This is a genomic window from Providencia alcalifaciens DSM 30120, assembly GCF_000173415.1.
In the GTDB taxonomy this organism is placed as follows: Bacteria; Pseudomonadota; Gammaproteobacteria; order Enterobacterales; family Enterobacteriaceae; genus Providencia; species Providencia alcalifaciens.
This window is the reverse complement of the sequence record NZ_ABXW01000019.1, coordinates 1-16,699: the sequence shown is the minus strand read 5'-3', so window position 1 is coordinate 16,699 and position 16,699 is coordinate 1. Positions and strand designations below refer to the sequence as shown.

At 41.2% G+C, this 16,699-nt stretch carries 14 protein-coding genes; 9 read left to right on the top strand and 5 right to left on the bottom strand.

Translation table 11 applies throughout. The features are described 5' to 3' along the window. Positions 1 to 360 precede the first annotated feature (360 nt). The 4 genes from PROVALCAL_RS05980 to PROVALCAL_RS05960 form a co-directional block, all read right to left on the bottom strand. A complete protein-coding gene (locus PROVALCAL_RS05980) occupies positions 361 to 1,620 on the bottom strand; it encodes an aromatic amino acid transport family protein (protein WP_006658241.1) in 1,260 nt (419 codons plus the stop codon). A 311-nt stretch (positions 1,621 to 1,931) separates the two neighbouring features. Continuing rightward, positions 1,932 to 3,290: an anaerobic C4-dicarboxylate transporter DcuC gene (dcuC, locus tag PROVALCAL_RS05970; RefSeq protein ID WP_006658239.1), complete on the bottom strand. Its 1,359-nt coding sequence runs from the start codon at positions 3,288 to 3,290 to the stop codon at positions 1,932 to 1,934. A 278-nt stretch (positions 3,291 to 3,568) separates the two neighbouring features. Continuing rightward, on the bottom strand, positions 3,569 to 4,027 hold the full coding sequence (locus tag PROVALCAL_RS05965; protein ID WP_006658238.1) for a regulatory protein RecX: 459 nt from the start codon (positions 4,025 to 4,027) through the stop codon (positions 3,569 to 3,571). 51 nt (positions 4,028 to 4,078) lie between these two features. Further along, positions 4,079 to 5,527 carry a DUF4026 domain-containing protein gene (locus PROVALCAL_RS05960; RefSeq protein ID WP_006658237.1) on the bottom strand — a complete coding sequence of 483 codons (1,449 nt, stop codon included), beginning with the start codon at positions 5,525 to 5,527 and terminating at the stop codon, positions 4,079 to 4,081. A 252-nt stretch (positions 5,528 to 5,779) separates the two neighbouring features. Here PROVALCAL_RS05960 and PROVALCAL_RS05955 point away from each other — a divergent pair, with 252 nt between their 5' ends. The 9 genes from PROVALCAL_RS05955 (at position 5,780) to PROVALCAL_RS05915 (ending at position 16,190) form a co-directional block, all read left to right on the top strand. Beyond that, a complete protein-coding gene (locus PROVALCAL_RS05955) occupies positions 5,780 to 5,962 on the top strand; it encodes a hypothetical protein (protein WP_006658236.1) in 183 nt (60 codons plus the stop codon). Between the two features lie 257 nt (positions 5,963 to 6,219). Continuing rightward, positions 6,220 to 7,242: a hypothetical protein gene (locus PROVALCAL_RS05950; protein ID WP_006663352.1), complete on the top strand. Its 1,023-nt coding sequence runs from the start codon at positions 6,220 to 6,222 to the stop codon at positions 7,240 to 7,242. After that, positions 7,242 to 8,387 carry a BamA/TamA family outer membrane protein gene (locus tag PROVALCAL_RS05945; RefSeq protein ID WP_006658234.1) on the top strand — a complete coding sequence of 382 codons (1,146 nt, stop codon included), beginning with the start codon at positions 7,242 to 7,244 and terminating at the stop codon, positions 8,385 to 8,387. The genes PROVALCAL_RS05950 and PROVALCAL_RS05945 overlap by 1 nt, the downstream gene beginning before the upstream one ends. Then, on the top strand, positions 8,387 to 9,538 hold the full coding sequence (locus tag PROVALCAL_RS05940; protein ID WP_006658233.1) for a DUF4056 domain-containing protein: 1,152 nt from the start codon (positions 8,387 to 8,389) through the stop codon (positions 9,536 to 9,538). Before PROVALCAL_RS05945 ends, PROVALCAL_RS05940 begins: the two co-directional genes overlap by 1 nt. Positions 9,539 to 10,007: 469 nt before the next feature. Continuing rightward, positions 10,008 to 10,814 carry a protein bax gene (locus PROVALCAL_RS05935; RefSeq protein WP_006663355.1) on the top strand — a complete coding sequence of 269 codons (807 nt, stop codon included), beginning with the start codon at positions 10,008 to 10,010 and terminating at the stop codon, positions 10,812 to 10,814. 374 nt (positions 10,815 to 11,188) lie between these two features. Then, complete coding sequence (locus tag PROVALCAL_RS05930) at positions 11,189 to 12,607, top strand: MBOAT family O-acyltransferase (protein ID WP_006658230.1); 1,419 nt, start codon at positions 11,189 to 11,191, stop codon at positions 12,605 to 12,607. Further along, the gene (locus tag PROVALCAL_RS05925; RefSeq protein ID WP_006658229.1) at positions 12,594 to 13,778 is read left to right on the top strand and encodes an SGNH/GDSL hydrolase family protein; all 1,185 of its coding nucleotides are present in this window, start codon (positions 12,594 to 12,596) and stop codon (positions 13,776 to 13,778) included. Before PROVALCAL_RS05930 ends, PROVALCAL_RS05925 begins: the two co-directional genes overlap by 14 nt. Next, a complete protein-coding gene (locus tag PROVALCAL_RS05920) occupies positions 13,729 to 14,955 on the top strand; it encodes an SGNH/GDSL hydrolase family protein (protein WP_006658228.1) in 1,227 nt (408 codons plus the stop codon). The genes PROVALCAL_RS05925 and PROVALCAL_RS05920 overlap by 50 nt, the downstream gene beginning before the upstream one ends. Before the next feature lie 386 nt (positions 14,956 to 15,341). Further along, a complete protein-coding gene (locus tag PROVALCAL_RS05915) occupies positions 15,342 to 16,190 on the top strand; it encodes a helix-turn-helix domain-containing protein (RefSeq protein WP_006658227.1) in 849 nt (282 codons plus the stop codon). Positions 16,191 to 16,340: 150 nt separating this feature from the next. Here the strand turns inward: PROVALCAL_RS05915 and PROVALCAL_RS19855 are convergent. Further along, on the bottom strand, positions 16,341 to 16,699 hold a 359-nt coding region (locus PROVALCAL_RS19855), incomplete at its 5' end, for an Ig-like domain-containing protein (protein WP_006658226.1).

The window sequence follows — 16,699 nt, the reverse complement described above, 5'->3', positions numbered from 1 at the left end:
ACTGCCAATTGAATGGGTTCTTGTTTTTATTTCACGGTAATCCTTTCCAATATCCCCCAAGTAGATCCCTCACACAACCATCTAGACTTGAAATAATTTCATCTATAGTTATTCACAAAATAAATAAGCCCACTTTAGAAACAAAAAAACCCATATTGCCAAAGCAATATGAACCTGACCATTTCCAAACCCATCAAGTTTGGAAATGGTCCTTTAGGGTTGTAAAATTAACTAGGAAAATCAATTTATTGATTTTCGCCTGATAACACAAAGAGGGAAAAACCACGCTTTTATCCCTCTTTGTTGGCAACCTTCCCCATATTGCCAAAGCAATATGGGTCTCGGTACAACTGAATTTAATTACGCGAACGCGCCATAAATCACAGAGGTAATTGATGCTAAACCGCATAGCAGCGTAAAGATTTGCGCTGGCTTAGAGGTACTGAACGGTTTCATTGCAGGAATGATACGCATCGCCACAACTGGTAGGATGAACAGGATTGCCGCAATCATTGGAGCACCCATGGTTTCAATCATACCTAAGATACTTGGGTTGATAATCGCGACGATCCACGTGGTGATCACGATGAACAGTAAAGAGATTAATTCAATTTTCTTCACAGAAACTGAAGAGCGTGATTTGACTAACCCAACCAGACCTTCGTGCGCACCTAAGAAGTGACCAAAATAGCTAGAAACGATAGCGGCGAATGCCACGATAGGACCTAAGTAAGACAAAATTGGAGATGGGTTAATGTTGGCAATGTGAGATAACACGCTGATGTTTTCTTTCTTCGCAATTTCTAATTCAGCTGGGCTCAATGACAGCACAACAGAGAATACGAAAAACATCACGAAGCCTGTCAGCATAAATGCTGCCCCGCCCGTGATCATGTCTGTTTTAATCACCGCTTTGTCACCAAACTGTTGGCGCTGATCTTTCGCAAACTGGCTGATAATTGGGCTGTGGTTAAAAGAAAACACGATGATAGGAATCGCCATCCATACCACGATAGGCATTGCGCTCCAGTCTGGCGCGACCTCTAGCATCGATGTGTTCCACTCAGGGATCAGGTACAGTGATAATGCTAATAAAATGAAGACTAATGGGTAAACCATCATGGAGGTTAATTTCAGCATTAAATCACGACCAAAAATAACACCGGCGGTCATTGCTGCAATTAACACACCTGACAACAACCAACGTGGTAATGGGTCCATACCAATTTGGTTAATTAAAAATGAGTCGACTGTGTTTGTAATACCGACACCGTAAATTAATACGATAGGATAAATGGCAAAGAAATAAGCAAACGTGATGATGTTGGCACCCGTTTTACCAAAATGTTCTTCCACTGTATCCGTAATATCCGCGTCAGGTTTCTTTGCCGATAATACAAAGCGTGCTAACCCTTTATGTGCTAACCAAATCATTGGCGTAGCAATTAATGCAAGAACAACTAGAGGCCAAAAACCCCCCGCTCCCGCTTTAATTGGCAGGAAAAGGACACCCGCACCAACCGCGGTACCGAAAAGGGATAATACCCAAGTGAAGTCTTTGTAAGTCCATTTACTGGCAGGTTTGTCTATTGTGTTTACTGCTGTTTTTATTGTGCTCATAGCGCCACTTAATTTTGATAAAAGGGATAAAAAAAGATGGGCGAATTCTGCATTAAATGCGTAGGAGCAACTAGCTTATTTTGATTAATCTTTCTGGCTTTTTGGTGTAGATCTCATAACTGAGTTTTAAAAAATGACAATTTGTTAATAATCGCAAATAAATTTTATCGTTTGATTGAAAACACCCAAACAATACCCACCAAAATATCGTGTTTTTTTTCTTTTCAACATACGTTTTATCGAAATAAATATCGATAATAATATGGCCAGAATAATTTCTAGCCATATTATTTGATAATGCCCCTATTTTATTACAAATAAACCGGCACTAGGATCTCAGTGGCAATCACAACAACAATAAGCCCAACTAACACAGGAACTGACGTTCTTTTCACCACTTCAAATGGTGAGATTTTTGCCATCCCCGATACCGCAACCACCACACCAGAAACAGGAGACAATGTACGACCTAAGTTAGACGCCTGTAACATTGGAATCACTAAGTAAGCTGGGTTAACCCCCATTTGTTTCGCTAAGTGCGGGATCAATTCAACGAATGCGTAGAATGGCGCATTCCCTGAACCTGTTGTCATCGCCGCTAACATCGTGATAACCACCAGCGCAATCATCATGACAATGGCGCCAGAGCCAAAAGATTGAGCTAAGTCGATCAATCCTTTAATAAAGCCGATAGTGCTTAAGCCTTGCGCGAAAACACCCGCGGCAACCAACAGCATCACAACGGTAGCAAATGCATCCGCCATCCCTCTATAGCAAACTTCTAAGCCGCCATAGACATGTTTTGCACTAAAACTGCGAATGAATTCAATGACTGCCGCCATAATAATACAGCCAACAATAATCGTGACGATATGCAGCTCTGGAGCCCATTTACCATCAAACACCAAAACACCAATGATTGGGGTGAATGGTAAGATGGCGTAGAAACCTGGGGCATGAGTTTTAATTTCGTTCACATCCAACATTTCTGTTTTAACATGTTCTTTTCTATCAAGAAAACGCTGCCAGAAGAAGTGAGCTACCGACATCGCAATAATCGCTGCGATGGAGATAGGTAGTGTGGTTTTGAAGGCAAAATCAATCAGTGGCATTTCAGCGGCTTTTGCCGCGAGGATAACGTCCCCTGAAGTTGGAGCCAAAATAATTGCTGCAGGTGACGCACAAATAGCCGCCGCTGCACCGCGGCTGATTCCGACATTCACCATGACTGGGAATAGGGTCGCCATTAATAACACCCCTAAGCCCGTTGCAGAAGATACCGCCAGTGACATTAAACACGCCACAATATAAGCTGCAACCATCAGTAAGTAAGGCGAGTTGATCATTTTTAATGGCTTAGAGGCAATTTTAACCACTACGTCATTTGCGCCAATGTGCGTCATATAAGAAGCAAACCCACATAGCACCATGATCATCATACCGAGGTCACCACCTCGGCTCATTAATAAGAATTTAATGTATTCCAGAATATCAGTAACACGCCATCCCGTTGCTTTCACTGATTCTGGTAAAATGCTTTTACCCATCAAAGCGGTAATAATCAGGAGTAAAATACCCCCTGTCATTAATACCCCTGTTGCTGAGTAGCCCTTTATTATATAGCGCCCGACTCCAACGGCGACTATTACGCCTATTAAGAGCTCAATCATGTGTTTCTCCTGCCTGTCTCATTTTGTAATTATTGGTGGTACTCTGCCTAAAAAAAAAGCGAAATACACTGATAATGATCATATTGGGCAATATTTTTAATCTAGAAATAGATAAAAAAACAAGTTAAAAAATAATATTTTTTTATTCTAAGAAAGAAATGAAACTCAGAAGCCTTTATTATTTAAACTAAAGTCAAATAATAGAAATCCAAGTTATATTACAGAGGGTTATTATCAAGAGAATAACAATCTAAACAGAATGGGATTAACTGCAAAAATTAACGCGAAAATAGCTCAAAAATCATGTCACCAAAAAAACCACGGTATTGCAGATAACGAATTTGCTTACTTTTCTCTTTGAAATCCGTTGGAATGTCATCCCCAAATTTTTTACAACGAACGTCTGCGGCTTTTTCGAACCAATCCACATCAAGCTCAGAAAGATGGTGTTCGACCAACGATTCAGTAAATCCTTTTTGGCGCATCTCTTGTTTAATACGCAAAGGTCCGTACCCTTTGCGCGCATACCCTTGCAATAACAATGACACAACACGGTTATCATCCAGAAAATGCTGTTCGCTGAGTTTGTCTACCACCCCTTCAATCAATTGCTCATCAATAATACCGTCATTTTTTTCATACATACGGCGTTTCATGCGAGCAAATAATTCCGCTTTACCATAATCGCGTCGAGAAAGTAGAAATAGGGCGTATTGGTACAGTTCAGGTTGGGTCATTATCACACTTAGCTCATAAAAAAGGGCACTAAATTCAGTGCCCAATCCGCATTAATGAACTTGGGCACCACTAAGAAGTTTGTAGATTGTATCAGGAGTATAGCTGCCGTCCTGATAATATAGGGTCCAATCCGTGATATCTTCACGAGTCAGAGGGTAAACACCCCCTTCTTCCATGGTTTCTACGTAAAACGGCTGGTTAATTAAACGACCTTCAAATTGGTCGCCTTTCCATGTCAGTGGCTCAAACCACATATGTTCATGACCTTCATCACCCTCTTCATCTTGGTAACTAATGCCACATTTGACTAAAAAGCGCCATTCTGACTCTTCCTCTTCTTCCGATTTTCCGAGCAGCTTCGCAAACAAACCTTTTTTAGGTACAACCGGCTTTGGACCATAATTATCTAGCATGTGCGTGAAATATTCCCAACGTAGTCTCGCCTTGCTAGACATATCCGCGGTCTCTTCATCAGTGCGCATAAACATCATCGCGCGCTGATCTTCATACCCTTCAAAGAAACTTTCCAAGGTTGGATTTTCTTGGGTTACGCGGAATAACATCACCGAAGGGTGTTGATGAGATTCGTCACGATCGTGCCAATCCCCCATAAAACGCTCAGAGTCGGCATCACCGAATTCAAAATTCATCTCTTCCAGTGGTTTTAAATTATCAATCGGTGTGGATTCACCCACATGTCGCAGCCCCTCTTCAAAAGGTACCGCCACGAGATATTCATAACCCGTTTGCGTTTGCCCAATAAAGATTGGCTCATTAAAGTCGATTTTTCCGTTGGTAATACTGTTATTGACAAAGCTCCAGAATAACTCAGGGATCCCGTAATAGGATGCAATAGGGTGCGGAATAATGATTTCAGCTTCTGATAAACCACAACGTGCTAAACCATGTGTATGGAACCAATATTTGGTTGGTGCTGAATCTTCTGAGTTTTCATCATGATCGTAAATTGCGTGTACCACATATAAAGAATCAATACTCGGCATTAAATCATCAACTAATTGAAAATTAAGCCATTCGCGAGTAAAGACTTTACCTGCTGCGGAGATATCCAAGCCCAATAATAAATCCGGTACTAAAATTTGGATAATTTTCAGTTGTTGGAGGTAGCTCACTAAGGGTTTTTCTTGGAATAAGCATTCAACCACCACCGCCTGTGGTGCAGAACTCGCTTGCGCATACAGCTCTTGGCTAATAGGGTCTGTCGCAAAATAAGGGTTAATGGTGTATTCCGGATCACTTTCGACTAAAGAGATATAAAAGCGTAAATCCTCTTCTCCACGTTTACAGGTAAAGAAAAAGCCGCCGCCATCTTCATCAGGAAGATAATCAATTTCACCGTCAGTAAAATAAGTTTGTTCTTCAAGACGCTGTTCAATTTGTAGGGAGGTTAACTCTGACGCAGGAATAGCCACCATCATCGAGGCTTCTTTTTCTCCATTGCCAGCAGCAATATCAAGGTATTGTTGTTTATTGTTCACTATTTTTTCCCTGTTATTTATTATCTCACCGGAGGATATCAGCTTATATTATGTAAGAATATTGTGATTATTCTTAACCCAATCAGATAGGTATTTAATTTCTTATATTTGAACTAAACACACCAATCATCATTATTTGATGCCACGTAATTCCACTTTTCATCCTGTATTCACTGAGGCACAATGAGAATCAACATAGCCAACATCGTTGGTCCCTTTCTTGTATAGGTTTTGAAACTAGAGGTTTTAAGCATGGCTGATTTATCTGAGAAACAAAAAGAATATATTGATGACCTCGCAATGAAGCGCGTTTTTGATATGAACAATGATGATGTTTTAATTAATGCGCTGGAACAAAAAATTCACAGCATGGAAGCGCATTTAAAAGACTACTTCCATGAGCGTGTTCAATTTCATCAGAAAAACAGCAAATAATACCTTTCTTTCATGGTGCTGAAGTACACTCAATTTCGGCACCATCACTAGCGCCTCAGTCACATTTACCCACTATTTCAATCACACCTAGCGTATTGATAATCTCCATTTTTGGCAGCAAAATATCATAAAAAAAGCACCATGAGCCATATGATCAATTGCCATATATGCTAAACTTTTGTCGATAACTGTAAATTAATTAACTTAAGATAATTTTTTATTTTCTTCATTCTATTCTACTAATCATTGAGTCCATTATGACACGCATTCAATACAGCGTAGCGCTGCTTTTTTCATCTTGTCTGGCAATTCCTGCCAGTTTTGCCGATAGTGACACACCACTATTTTCATTAAGTATGAGTGAATCCGGTGTCCCTAAAAATAATAGCGAAGGTGGTATTACTCGTTCGTCAACAACTGAGTCCCGCATTTTACCATTTTGGGGAGATGAGGCACGCGCTCGTGGTTATGATTTGCCACAACCTTTTGGTGCTAGCTATGGGTATATGAATCTGCGCCAAGATGTCGTAGTGGACAAAATTGGTTTCAAATCTGATTCAATAATAAAGTTTGGAAAGCTTGTCGAGTTTGATATCAATAAAGATTTAGATATCAAAACAGGGCACACTCGCAGTAAAAGCGAATCCCAAATGTTGAAATTAGACGCCTGGGTATTGCCATTTATGAATGTCTACGGTGTTTATGGTAAAACCAAAGGTACTTCCAAGACTAATTTAACCAATATTGATGCAAACGTAAAAATACTGGGTAAATACCAAAAAATGCATATTGGTAGCAACCTGCCTTTTGAGCTCAAATATGACGGGAAGTCTTATGGTGGTGGTGTCACTTTTGCTGGGGCTTATAACCAATTTTTCTCAACATTAGATCTTAACTACACCAGAACCAATTTAGATATTATTGACGGTGATATAAAAGCATTAGTCATTACTCCTCGCATTGGTTATGAATTTGTTTTTGAGCCGCTCATTTCTGGTCAAGGTAATACTAAAGTGCAAATCTGGACGGGTGCCATGTACCAAGATATTACCCAACGCTTTAAGGGTAATATTAGTAATTTGGACTTACCACCAGAGCTACAAGGTATGATGGCTTTAGCGCCTGCCGATACTAAATTCGATGTTGAACAGCACCTTGCGCATAAATGGAACAATACCGTTGGGGCTCGCGTTGAGTTAACCCGTAACTTTAACGTTCTGACCGAAGTGGGCTTTAACAACCGTAATAGCTTCTTTATTTCAGGCGAGTTCCGTTTTTAATGTTGCCACAGAAACACGGGTATAGGCTGACACTGCTCAGCCTTCTTGTTGCGTTCTCCTCACAAGCTCAAATACTGCCTGAACGGGAACAAATTGATGGCTGGCTCAGTGAGCTTGGGGGAGAAAATAGCTTTGATGAGTCTAAAACCATCGATTGGGGCGTTTTACCCGGTCCCTTTTATACTCCTGAAATGGGATTAGGCGTCGGCACAGCCTTGGTTGGACTTTATCGTCTCGATAAACAAGATACTGAAACTCAGCCCTCCTCTATCGGTTTAAGTGGTTTTGCCTCATCCACCGGCGCATTTGGTTTGAACTTCACCAACTATAACTTTGTGGATCACGACCAGTGGCGACTATTTTTGTCTGGTACCATCAACAATGTTCCAACTTATTACTGGGGCAAAGGTTACGCGGCGGGTAAAAATGACGGTAATAAAGAAAAATATCACTCTCAAGAGTTTAAAATCACCCCAAGAGCTTTATATAAGCTAACTGATGCTACCTATGTCGGGTTGGGTTGGAATTTTTCGTCAATCAATGCCAGTGATCCGGACGAAGGCGCGAAAACCTATTTTTCACAATCTGTAGGGGGACGCTCGGTGATTAGTTCAGGGGTCAGCGCTTATTACAGCTACGATACCCGTGATTTTTTGCCCAATGCGCACCATGGGCAAACACTCGAAGTCATCTATACCTATTTTTCACCGAACCTTGGCAGTGATACCCGTTTTCAAGCCACTCAATTACAGTATGCCTATTACCATGAGCTCACAGAGAAAACCGTCGTCGCTATGGATAACTATGCCCGTTTTACGACTGGGGATGTTCCATGGAACCAGCTTTCTTTATTAGGTAACAGTAATCGTATGCGGGGCTACTATGAAGGTCGCTATCGGGACAATAATATTTTTACCAGCCAAGTAGAGTTACGCCATAAATTGGACTGGCGGCATGGGATTGTGGGTTGGTTAGGTACGGGAACGATGAGCGATTCCCCTTCTGAATTAGGTTCAGGTCACTGGTTACCAAGCGCAGGTATAGGTTATCGTTTTGAATTTAAACCACGAATGAATGTTCGGCTGGATTTTGGTGTCGGTCGTAACAGTACTGGGGTCTATTTCCAAGTCGGTGAGTCTTTCTAATGATTAAGCTGCTAATCACTTCATCTATATTATTGATGCTCGTCGCGTGTCAAACTCGCGAAGAGCTGAACTTGCCTGCCGCTCGTATTAATCTAGAGACAGTTTCCCATGAGGAAGCCGTGCAAGCTTGGCCAGTACTACAAAACTTAGACGCGCCTCAAGGACTGCGAGCCTGTTGCGCATTTGGTTATGATCTGCAAGCTGAAGTGGCTGGCATTCCTGTTCCTTTCTATACCATTGATAATGTGGTTGAAGCCGATAATCTGGGTCAACATCATTATAATGATAGCTATTTTTCTGCCGCCGCTGATTTATTAGGGATCAGTAAAGAAAAAGTGGGATTGATTTATACCACTGAAGGTGGATTTATTGATATTGCCCATGTCAGAGATACCGCCGATTATACGCTCTATCTCTTTAGCCAAATTTACCCAAAGCTGGGGGAGGAATGGACGCTAACGCTGAATCATGAGCTCGCGAGCCGGCAGATTCATTTCTCAGCCTTTACACCACCCGCCTCACCCGCTGAACGCTATACGTTAAGTACTTACTTAGCCGCAAAGCTTGCTTTCCAGTTAGCGGCTTGGCATGAGATTGCACAATGGTATGGGTATCAGTCAGTCCCCGGATTTTCCGAAGGCATCTCTGCGTTTTCACCTGAAGACTTATATTCAAACCTAGTAGGAGCAAGGCTGGCAAGCTCACTGATTTTACAAGGTCGTGCTGAATCGCTTGCGATATTCTCACAATCTTTAGAATCTCTCATTCCTATCGCCTTGAAGCAACTCGGCGCTCAAGAGCGATCTCAAACTCGCCATGCATTCGATAAAGTCGATGGACTTTGGTGGAATAGTGCAAAGCGCGTTCCAGATAAGTTTTTAGTGCTCACTCGTAATTATGACGTCACGGACAGCCGATATCCCTTTTTACCCACTCAAGCGATACCAAGCTTAGGGTTAAAACTCAGCTTACCATCAGAATATGCAGGATTTGTATTATCAGATCTCGCGCAATTTCGCTTAGCGCCAACGACGAACATGGCTCAACTCCCTGTTCCTGAAACTTATTGGACTGTAAGTGATTTTGAGGCGCTTGCCGAGAAAGCCAAAATAGAAGATCAAAAACAACAAACGTTATTATTGAGTGAATAAAAAACAGGTAAAGCATTCTTCTTGATAGGGAGACCAATAGCCAAAAAAGGGGGCTTTTTTTGACTATTTTAGACTCTTAACTTTCATTTTGATATTGTCTTTTTAATACTCAACACTGCTCATAAAATGCGAAACAGGGCTTTTTGGTTAAAATTTAAACCACTGAATGGTTACTTTTTAACCACAATAACCCTACTACATACCTGCCAATTGCTTGAATTATAATCAAATTTAACTTAAATTAGATAGTTCTGGTTTGAAATAAAAAACAAAAATTGATAAATACAGCATTGAAAATATAAATAAAGTAAATATACAAACCATAAAATCATTGAGTTGCAATAAATCAACACTTAATGACAAATAAATACAGAAATTTTGCTAATGCGAGTCGGATAAAGGTAGCTCGTGAAAAATTATTCTGCTACCATTCGCTCGATTTTTGTTCAGAGAAACATAGGAGAAGCAAATGCCCTCTCGAACGATGAGGACAAACGCCGTCTTCGCTTTCTTATTTTTACTTTTATTTTCGGGCCTCAGTTTTGGCTCTACCAGTACCAGTACGATGCTTAAAAAAGACTTCACTCTGAAGTCGGCACAAAACTCAAATCAAGCAGAAACACCTCTGCCTGATATGCGTAAATACCCGTCTGGTACTCCACGTAAGAAAGCGTTTTTGAAAACGATTGTCCCTGTGATTGAAAAAGTCAATCAACAGATTATGGAAGAGCGTAACTGGCTGCTTTCCGTGCGCGCAAACACCAAATGGAGCGCCCAAGAGCTACGTCGCCTAACCCAGATCTGCGATAGTTATGGCATCAGTTGTAGCAACCCAAAACGTATTAATTGGGATAAACTGTTAAGCCGTGTAGACATCATGCCAACGCATTTAGTTGCGACACAAGCGGCAACAGAGTCCGGTTGGGGTACTTCTCAACTTGCTCTAAAAAACGGAAATTTATTTGGTATGCGCTGTGGTAGCGGCTGCCAAGTTAACAAAGGAAAGATCAAAGGCTACTCAACGTATGCTTCTGTTGAAGCAACAGTGACAGCCTATATGAAGAACATGAATACCCATAACGCGTATGAGTCTTTACGTCACTCGCGTGCAAAGCAGCGTCAATCACAAGATGAATTAGACTCCATCAAACTGATTAACGATATGAAAGGGTACTCAGAGTTAGGTTCATCATATAACCGCTATTTGAAAGAGATGTACGCGAGCAACGAAGAACTGATTACACAAGCTCAACAAAGAGCAGCGACTCGCAGTTAATTTTTAGTATCTACACACCGGGTACACGATATAAAAATCCACTTTCTCGAAAGTGGATTTTTTTTGCACTTTTTCCGATCCGCTCGAAATATGACAACCCACCCCACTGCGGCTATACTTCTTAGACTTTGAGTCTTACATAACTCATTTTTCCCTATCCCCGATTTACTCTAAATAATTTGGATTTTAGGTAGGCGGCAAGAGAAGATATCCCTAGGAGCATACATAAGTATGTGACTAGGGTAGCTGAGCGTAGCCAACACCCCTAAAATTCGAAGTATGACGAGTAAATTGAAATATGACGAAATTCCGATTGCATAGGGAAAAAGAATAAATATTATGGTCACCCATAACAAATAACACTTGAGTCTAATATGAATTTCTTCTCATTTGAGTTTCTTGGCTCTTTCTTAGTTTTCTTTCTTATTTATTGGGGCTGCCAACCCAGCTCAAAATTACAGAATGGGTTGCTCATTACAGCAAGTTATTTCTTCGTCTATTCTTTTAGTCCTGATTTTGCTTATATTCTGTTCGGCTACACTCTATTTATTTATCTCCTCACCAACTGGGCAACGGTATGGTTATCTAACCGATGGATTTATACGTTATTAGCCGCTGGGATCATTGGGTGCTTCACCGCATTTAAGTACTATTCCTTCTTCCAAGAAACTATCCAACAAACATTGGATAAATTTGGATTCAGTGTGGGGCTTCCTATATTGGAACTCCTTGCACCTTTAGGGCTCTCGTTCTATGCCTTCCATTCCGTCAGTTATACTGTCTCGGTCTGTCGCAAGGAAATTGAAAAAGCGGACTTTTTTGACGTCGTATTATATTTGGCTTTTTTCCCAAGTATTGTGGCAGGTCCAATTAACCGCGCGAAAAACTTTTTACCGCAAATCCAAGCAGAAAGCCGTGTAATTCTCGATTCACGACGCGCCCTATTGCTCATTAGCTTAGCACTGGTAAAACTGTTTCTCTTCAGCTCTTACCTTGCTGAAAACTATGTTAATCCCGTGTTTGATGCCCCTGCTGGCTACAGTGCAGGCGAAATTTTAATTGCCACCTATGCTTATGCGTGGAATATCTATTTTAACTTCTCCGGTTATACCAACTTAGTCACGGGGATTGCGCTACTTTTAGGATTTAGAGTTCCTGTAAACTTTAATGCGCCGTATTTAGCCACTAACTTACAAGACTTTTGGAAACGCTGGCATATCAGCTTATCCACTTTCATCATGGACTATATCTACATTCCATTAGGTGGCAGTAGAAAAGGTTTTGTCCGCAAGAATATCAACGTTCTCACCGCGATGCTGATATCAGGTCTATGGCATGGCGCCGCGATGACGTTTGTGATTTGGGGCGCAATTCATGGTCTCGGTACGGTGATTTTCAATATCAAAACCGAGCTGATGAAAAAAATGGGTAGAACCCACTTAATTCCGAATGCGCATATTTCTAAATTACTTGCACGTATTCTGACTTTCCATTTTGTCTGCTTTGCTTGGATTTTCTTCCGTAGCTCTTCGTTTGATGATGCACTGGTGATGCTCAATCAATTTATTGAACCTGGGTTTATTGCATCGATTAGCGCTAACCTCGGCTTGTTGATTGCATTCTGGCTCTTGTTCCTTGCTTATCCTTATTTTGTTCAAGGCTATCAATACATCGCCAAGAAATATCAGGATATCGCTTGGTACTACTACCCTATTCCATTAGCCATTGTATTAACGATTATGTTTATGCTTTCACCTTCGGGAATGCCAGGATTTATCTATGCTAACTTCTGAGTTTAAAAAGAACCTGAAAAAAACCGGGCAAGTGCTGTTAATCGTCATCATTACCGGATTATTACTGATTTGGTTAAACCAAAGCTCCTTAGAACGATTCTGGCAACAAAAATATCACCAAGATACGCCATGGGCGAAAATAAGCGGAAACCCTGTGTGGGATTACGGAAGCGCATTACATGATGGCGTCCAAGAAGCGGGCTCAACGTTTGTCTATCATGCTTCGGGGCAAAAAGCGGCGGAAGATAAACCCGCCGCTCAACGGGCTAACAATCAAGAAAAACGCGTATTTCCACAAGATTTCCGTGTCGGGCTACACTTTGTCAATGGGTATATTTACCCTGCTGAGAGTTTGTCGGTCACTTTCCCTGAGTTATTAAAGCGCCCGCAAGCCCGCTCGAAAATGCAGGGGCGTACCTTTGCGGGTGTGACGATTGCAGAACCGGAAGGGCCAGTTGTTCAAAAACAGGTCGCGAATATCGCCGCAGGGGATCAAGTTCTGTTTGCAGGGGACTCCATGATGCAAGGCGTCGCTCCCCATGTTAAAAATATGCTGTTGAAAAAGTATAATATTGAGAGTATTAACTTAAGTAAGCAGAGCACTGGGCTTGCATACCCTAAGTTTTTTAACTGGCCAGATACCATTGCCAAAGCATTGAACGATAACCCTAATATCAAAGTATTAGTGGTATTTTTAGGTCCAAATGATCCGTGGGATATGCCACCACAATCCGGCTATAAGTATGTGAAATTTAAGAGTGAAGAATGGGAACAAACCTATCGCTCGCGTATCAGTGAAATTCTTACCACCGCGCGCCAACATCAGGTGGATGTGATTTGGGTGGGTCCACCGAATATGCGCAAGAATACCCTTTCTGACGGTATGAAATTCCTACGTGGTCTCTACCAAACCGAAGTGGCAAAGTATGGCGAGATGTACATCTCCGCCAATGACGTCTTTAAATATAAAAATGACGACTATTCCGACTATATTGGTGATGGTAGCAATGCTATAAAATTGCGCAGTGGTGATGGGATCCATTTCAGTGGCAAAGGGCAACAAATGATTGCCGAAAGCGTATTTTCACTGATCCATTTCGAAGAGGAAGACAAGGAGCCTCATGAAGCTGAACAACCAGAATCAGGTCAAGAGCAAGCTACTCACAGCTAGTGTTATAACACTGCTGTCATTCAGCTTAGTCTCTTGTCAGACACCGGATACTAAACGCGGTAAAACATCGCAACCCAACTGGTCTGCACCGACAGAGCAAGGGCAGTTGGTCAATAACAGTGAACCCAATTTAAGTCAGTTCGCCACTAAGTTGCGTCAAGGCAACCAACAAGTCCATATCGTCCAGATAGGGGACTCTCATACGGCTGCCGATTTTTTTACTGGTGAGCTGAGAAACTTATTCCAAAAACGTTATGGCGATGCAGGACCAGGGTTTGTACCGCCAATTTCGGTACCAGGTCAACGCACCGCTACGATTAATCGCATGAGCGATAAATCCGACTGGTCTCTCTCCAGTAGCCGCAAAGATGAGCGTGTTGATTACCCATTAGGTGGATTGATCGCCGAGCCACAAAGCGGGAAAAGCAGTGTATTACTGAAACCGTTACAACCCGTCCAAAATGGTTACCGCTTACAAGCGTTATACCAAAGTTCAACGGGTAGCCAGATGCAAGTTTCACCATCATCTTCTCCAACGGTTGCACTCCCAGCAACGGGAAATAGCTGGCAATTCTCTGCCCCTGTGAATACTCAATTGCCGTCAACCGTCTCTGTGGGGTCAACAAGTCGTCTAAAAGTGGGTGGCTGGTTAGTCCGTTCAAATAAACCTGGTGTCATGTTATCTGCAATCGGTTTGAACGGGGCAACGATCAATATGTTGGATAAATGGCAGCCTCAATGGAGCGCGACGTTAGCTCAGATGTCACCGGATATGGTTATTTTAGCTTTTGGGACCAACGAAGCCTTTAATGACACATTGAACCTCGCGGCATATGAGCAAAATCTGCGAGATAAAATTCAGCAAATTCGTCAGCAATCTCCTAATGCTGTCATTATGTTAGTGGGACCAAGCGATTCCATTAAATTCAGTAACGCTGCTGGGTGTCATGCTCAAATGCCCGTCAATTTGATGGATGTGATCCGTATTCAAAAGAATATTGCAGCTCAAGAGCACACCTTATTTTGGGATTGGCAAGCGAATATGGGAGGGCCCTGCTCTATCCGTGCTTGGGCATCTCAAGGCTTAGCTCGCCCAGACAATGTTCACTTCTCTGCGGATGGTTATAAGAAAAGCGCTCAAGCCCTGTATAGCCAATTTAATCAGATGCTGAAATAAATGTATCGCGATGAGGGGCATTTTTCCCTCATCGCGAGTCTCGTTAATTTCCCTATCCGCTTTTAATGAAAAATCGTATTTCTAAATATATTTATCATTATTTCTGTTATTCTGTAATACTGAATTTAAAATATAAAAAATAACGTCGATAATTAACACACCTTTCTCTCAAAAAAAAATCTTTAATAACATACCATTAGCACTCTTCAATACAAAAAGTAAATCACTATTTGTAAAAATAAAAATTTACGACTACGAGTTAAATATACAAAAAAAATTCCAATTAAGATGTCTCTATCAATAAAAACGTTTATTTTAAATACTCCCGAAATAGATCCCCCTATTTAAAATAAGTTACTATGACCCTTACTCTTTAGGTTTGACTTATGTCGATTGTTTTTTGCGAAGAAACATTAATTAATTACATCAAAGCAGCACCCAGTGAAATAAAAAATCATTTTTACCTCCCTAATGCGATTTTATTAAAAGTAAAGCAAGGTGGTATCTGTTTGCGGATTGAGAATGGGGAGTGGTGTAACCTATCGACCAACAACATCTGTTTTTTGCCTAAAGGTAAGGTCATTGAATTCATCAAAAAAGCCGTCTCTGAAAAGATAGCGCTCGATATTATGCCTGTATCCGCTGAAATGCTAAATTATTTTTATAAACAAAATAGCGCATTATTTATAGAAAAGAAAAAAACACATTATCACAGCCAAGTTTGTACTACTGATATTTCGAATACCCCAATATTAGGGGAAGTTTTTTATTCAGCAATTCAAGAGATTCGCCATTTAGAAATGAATACAGATACAAAAATAAAGAATGTAGACAATAAAATGGCGATTCATTTGAATTTTGTTTTGTCTTTTTTCTTACTTGAAAATACGTTTTATCCTACCTTACAAACTTCCATGAATGTTTTAACTAAAGACAAAGTTTATGATTATATTTATCACAACTCAGGAAAACAAAATTGTACTTTAGAGCTCATCGCTAAACAGCTACACATGAGCACATCAACATTAAAACGTCGTTTAGCAAGTGAAGACACTAATTTCTCAACCATCAGCCTAACATCGCGGATGAATAAAGCGATGATGCTGTCAAAAGTCGACAATATGCCAATGCCTCGTATTGCACAAGAAGTAGGTTATGACGATATTCCGCATTTTATTCAAGCCTTTAAGAATTTCTATCAACAAAGTCAACCTCTCAATGTAACGATAAGTTGATTTTGCCCTTAATACACCCTCCATTGTTTTCCGAGTATAAAGTTGTCCATCATTTTAGCTTGTTGGTGGACAATTTTTTTCCTACATACACACTATTATCAATAATGCCTAATCATTAAATTAGGCATTATCCTGAGGGTAAACTGGTAATTAAAAATAATTGTCTTGCTCTTCAGGCATACTCACCATATCTAATGGGATAGCATCCATTACATGGTCCTTTGCCGGAGGCTGATTGACTCCGGAGGGAGTTTTCTGGGTATCAACCGTCAATGATCCGGGCTGCTCAGTGTGATTCCCCGCCGCATCCGCCACCGTTAATTTATAATCGTGCTTCCCGTCGCTGAGCGCGTCTCCCACCTGAATTTGCCATTTACCGTGCTGATCCGCAGTGCTGTGGTACTGTTTGCCCTCAATCTCCAGCGTCACCTTCAACCCTGCTTCGGTCTCCCCGCTGAACCTTGGCTGAGCCAGATTAGTGAGTGTCAGTGGCGTGTCTTCCGCTAAAG

What these genes read in the sequence shown, in the direction of transcription:
- PROVALCAL_RS05980 (WP_006658241.1), bottom strand. Translation starts at nt 1,620, where the DNA reads ATGAGCACAATAAAAACAGCAGTAAACACAATAGACAAACCTGCCAGT.
- dcuC (WP_006658239.1), bottom strand. Translation starts at nt 3,290, where the DNA reads ATGATTGAGCTCTTAATAGGCGTAATAGTCGCCGTTGGAGTCGGGCGC.
- PROVALCAL_RS05965 (WP_006658238.1), bottom strand. Translation starts at nt 4,027, where the DNA reads ATGACCCAACCTGAACTGTACCAATACGCCCTATTTCTACTTTCTCGA.
- PROVALCAL_RS05955 (WP_006658236.1), top strand. Translation starts at nt 5,780, where the DNA reads ATGGCTGATTTATCTGAGAAACAAAAAGAATATATTGATGACCTCGCA.
- PROVALCAL_RS05950 (WP_006663352.1), top strand. Translation starts at nt 6,220, where the DNA reads ATGACACGCATTCAATACAGCGTAGCGCTGCTTTTTTCATCTTGTCTG.
- PROVALCAL_RS05945 (WP_006658234.1), top strand. Translation starts at nt 7,242, where the DNA reads ATGTTGCCACAGAAACACGGGTATAGGCTGACACTGCTCAGCCTTCTT.
- PROVALCAL_RS05940 (WP_006658233.1), top strand. Translation starts at nt 8,387, where the DNA reads ATGATTAAGCTGCTAATCACTTCATCTATATTATTGATGCTCGTCGCG.
- PROVALCAL_RS05935 (WP_006663355.1), top strand. Translation starts at nt 10,008, where the DNA reads ATGCCCTCTCGAACGATGAGGACAAACGCCGTCTTCGCTTTCTTATTT.
- PROVALCAL_RS05930 (WP_006658230.1), top strand. Translation starts at nt 11,189, where the DNA reads ATGAATTTCTTCTCATTTGAGTTTCTTGGCTCTTTCTTAGTTTTCTTT.
- PROVALCAL_RS05925 (WP_006658229.1), top strand. Translation starts at nt 12,594, where the DNA reads ATGCTAACTTCTGAGTTTAAAAAGAACCTGAAAAAAACCGGGCAAGTG.
- PROVALCAL_RS05920 (WP_006658228.1), top strand. Translation starts at nt 13,729, where the DNA reads ATGAAGCTGAACAACCAGAATCAGGTCAAGAGCAAGCTACTCACAGCT.
- PROVALCAL_RS05915 (WP_006658227.1), top strand. Translation starts at nt 15,342, where the DNA reads ATGTCGATTGTTTTTTGCGAAGAAACATTAATTAATTACATCAAAGCA.